At 66.8% G+C, this 2,836-nt stretch carries 3 protein-coding genes; 2 read left to right on the top strand and 1 reads right to left on the bottom strand.

Translation table 11 applies throughout. The features are described from left to right. Positions 1 to 286: sulfurtransferase (locus tag AC628_RS40800; protein ID WP_249776122.1), on the top strand; the 286-nt coding region annotated here is incomplete at its 5' end. A 223-nt stretch (positions 287 to 509) separates the two neighbouring features. Here AC628_RS40800 and AC628_RS40795 read toward each other — a convergent pair. Continuing rightward, positions 510 to 1,349: a hypothetical protein gene (locus AC628_RS40795; protein ID WP_074132448.1), complete on the bottom strand. Its 840-nt coding sequence runs from the start codon at positions 1,347 to 1,349 to the stop codon at positions 510 to 512. Positions 1,350 to 1,677: 328 nt separating this feature from the next. Here AC628_RS40795 and AC628_RS40790 point away from each other — a divergent pair. Further along, a partial coding sequence (locus AC628_RS40790; RefSeq protein WP_074132446.1) for a L,D-transpeptidase occupies positions 1,678 to 2,836 on the top strand: 1,159 nt, incomplete at its 3' end.

The following is a 2,836-nucleotide window of genomic DNA, read 5'->3' as shown; positions in this document are numbered from 1 at the left end:
CATCCGCGCCGGCCACATCCCGGGCGCGCGCAACGTGCCCTACAACCAGCTGTTCGATGCCGCGACCGGCGAGATGAAGCCGCTCGACGATCTGCGCAAGTCGTTCGCGGGGGCCGGCGTGAAGCTCGATGCGCCGATTATTACGAGCTGCGGCTCGGGCGTCTCGGCCGGCGTGCTGACGCTCGCGCTCTACCGGATCGGCATCACCGATACCGCGCTGTATGACGGTTCGTGGTCGGAATGGGGGCAGGCGAGCGGCCCGCCGATCGCGACGGGGCCGGCCTGATCAATACTCCTAAAGCGGGATGAGTTTTGGTTGAATCGGCTTGGCGCGGTCTTGCTTCACCTCTCCCTGCGGGGAGAGGTCGGATTGCGCAGCAATCCGGGTGAGGGCTCTTGCTCTCTCGATAGACCGTACCCCCTCACCCGATTTGCTGCGCAAATCGACCTCTCCCAAGGGAGAGGTGAACTTTCGACGCCGTTCCAGCTCAACCTAATCTCATCAGGCTTTAGCGCCGCGTGAGCGGCACCAGGGTCGGATTACCGAACGGATCGAGCTGCTGCTGAACGGCCTGCCGCACCACCGGCCGCGCGCGAACGATCCGCCGCCGCTCCTTGCGATGCGCCGGCTTGCTGGTCGCATTGTGCTCCGGCTTCTTCGTCTCGACGGCCTTCGGCGCCGCCGGCGCTTCGACGACGACTTCCGGTCCGCCCAGCGTCGCGATCTTCGTCTCGGCCGCGATGGTCTCGGGTGACGGCGGTGCCGGCTCCGGCGCAACCATCGCTGGTGCCGGTGGAGCAGGCGTGGGCTCGCTGGTTGCAGCAGGCGGATCGGCCACTGCGGCGACCTTGGCTTCGGCCGGAGCCGGTGCCGCTTCGGCTGCGGCTGGTATCGGCTGCGATGCCGGCGCCGGGTCTGGCGTCGAGAGCTGCGGAGCGACCTCGGCGGACTGCGCCGGTGTGGGCGTCTCCACGCCTGGAGGTTCGACCTTGGGGGAGGCGGGCGGCGGCGCATCATCCGCCTTCACTGCGGCGAGCTTCTCCGGCTCGACAGCAGGGGTCTCCGCGGGAGTGGCCGGTTCAGACACTGCCGGTTCGGCTGCGGTCGAGGGAGCGGAAACGTCCGTCGTCGTCTTGACCGTGGCGGGCTGATCGACCCGCACCATGGCAAGCACCGGCGGAGCCTCTGGCTGCTGCGCGAACTGCGGCTCGGGCGGCGCCCGGCGGGCCGGAATACTGGCAAATTCCTCATGCGCTGCGCGAAACAGCGCGGCGGCCCCTAACCCGAACACCAGGAGCGATATCGCCAGCACGATCGCGGCGAACAGGAAACGAAGGCCGGGGAGCATGGGCGCGGGTTCCCCCTTCTGCGGGAGGGTCTTTGATGTCGAGGGAACGCGGTGACCACACAAGAAAGCCGGCGTCGCGAACGCGAATCAGGCCGATTCGAAGATATCGCAACCCCTGGAGACTGTTTGTTACAAAATGCGGGTGATTGATGACTTTGAGCACGTGGACAAACAATCCCGACCCATGAGACATCTTTGCCGCAGCGTTGACGGCAAATCACAAATGCCCGAAATAGCCCGGATTTCGCGGATTTGTCTTGAATGCGCCGCTATCTTCCTGCATTGGGCCGTTAACAGTCCGGTGTGGCTTGGGGACTATAATAGAGCAATGATGATCAACCGCATTCTGACGATTTGCGCTGCCGCGGCTCTCGGCCTGGCAGGAATTTCGCTTGCGCATGCGCAGCAGGGGTATCCGGCTCCCCAGGGCACTGGCTATTCGACAGCGCCCCAGCCCTATCCGCAGGGCAGCATGCCGGATTTCGACGCCCTCAACGACGATGACGATGCGCCGCGCAATTCGGCCGCGCTGCCGCCGCCTGGCCCGGTGATGTCGCCTGACGACCCGCGCTATGGCCGCCCGATGAATGCGCCGGCCTATTCCGATCGCGGTGCGCCGTCTGGTCCCGTGATGTCGCCGGACGATCCGCGCTACGGACGCCCGATGAATTCGCAGCCGGTCTATTCCGACCGCGGTGCGCCGACTGGCCCCGTGATGTCGCCCGATGATCCGCGCTATGGCCGTCCGATGGGGCCGCCGCCGGTGATCTATGGTGATCGTCCGGGCGCACAGCAGGCCAATCGCGACAATGGTGTTCCGGCCGCAGGCGTGTCCTATGGCGACGACCGCGGCGGCATGCGTCCGCCCGAGGGCGTGACCGGAGCCGTGCCGCAGCAGCAGGCGCCGGTCGATGCCAATGGCAAGCCGGTGCAGATCGCGGCGCTGCCGGCTGACGAGCAGCCCGAAGACGGCCCGGCGCAGTTGGCCCCCAATCTGCGTCGCCAGGAAGTGGCGTTCGCGACCAAGGAGCCGGCCGGCACGATCGTTGTCGATACGCCGAACACCTATCTCTACTACGTCCTCGGCAATGGCCGGGCGATCCGCTACGGCGTCCGCGTCGGCCGCGACGGCTTCACCTGGACCGGCGTGCAGAAGATCACCCGCAAGGCCGAGTGGCCGGATTGGCATCCGCCGACGGAGATGATCGAGCGTCAGCCCTATCTGCCGCGCTTCATGGCCGGCGGACCCGGCAACCCGCTCGGCGCCCGTGCGATGTATCTCGGCTCGACCGTGTACCGTATTCACGGCACCAACCAGCCGTCGACCATCGGCAAGTTCGTCTCGTCGGGCTGCATCGGCATGCTGAACGAGGACGTCTCGGATCTATTTGAACGCGCCAAGGTCGGCACCCGCGTGGTGGTGCTGCCCGGCGGCGCAGCCCCGGGAACGACGACGGCGTCCGCCGCGCCGCCGCCGAATCCGATGG

Source organism: Bradyrhizobium sp. NAS96.2 (genome assembly GCF_001908235.1).
In the GTDB taxonomy this organism is placed as follows: domain Bacteria; phylum Pseudomonadota; class Alphaproteobacteria; order Rhizobiales; family Xanthobacteraceae; genus Bradyrhizobium.
This window is presented reverse-complemented; position numbering and strand designations above follow the sequence as displayed.

Excerpts from the sequence above, each read along its gene's own strand:
- AC628_RS40795 (WP_074132448.1), bottom strand. The coding sequence starts at position 1,349 with ATGCTCCCCGGCCTTCGTTTCCTGTTCGCCGCGATCGTGCTGGCGATA.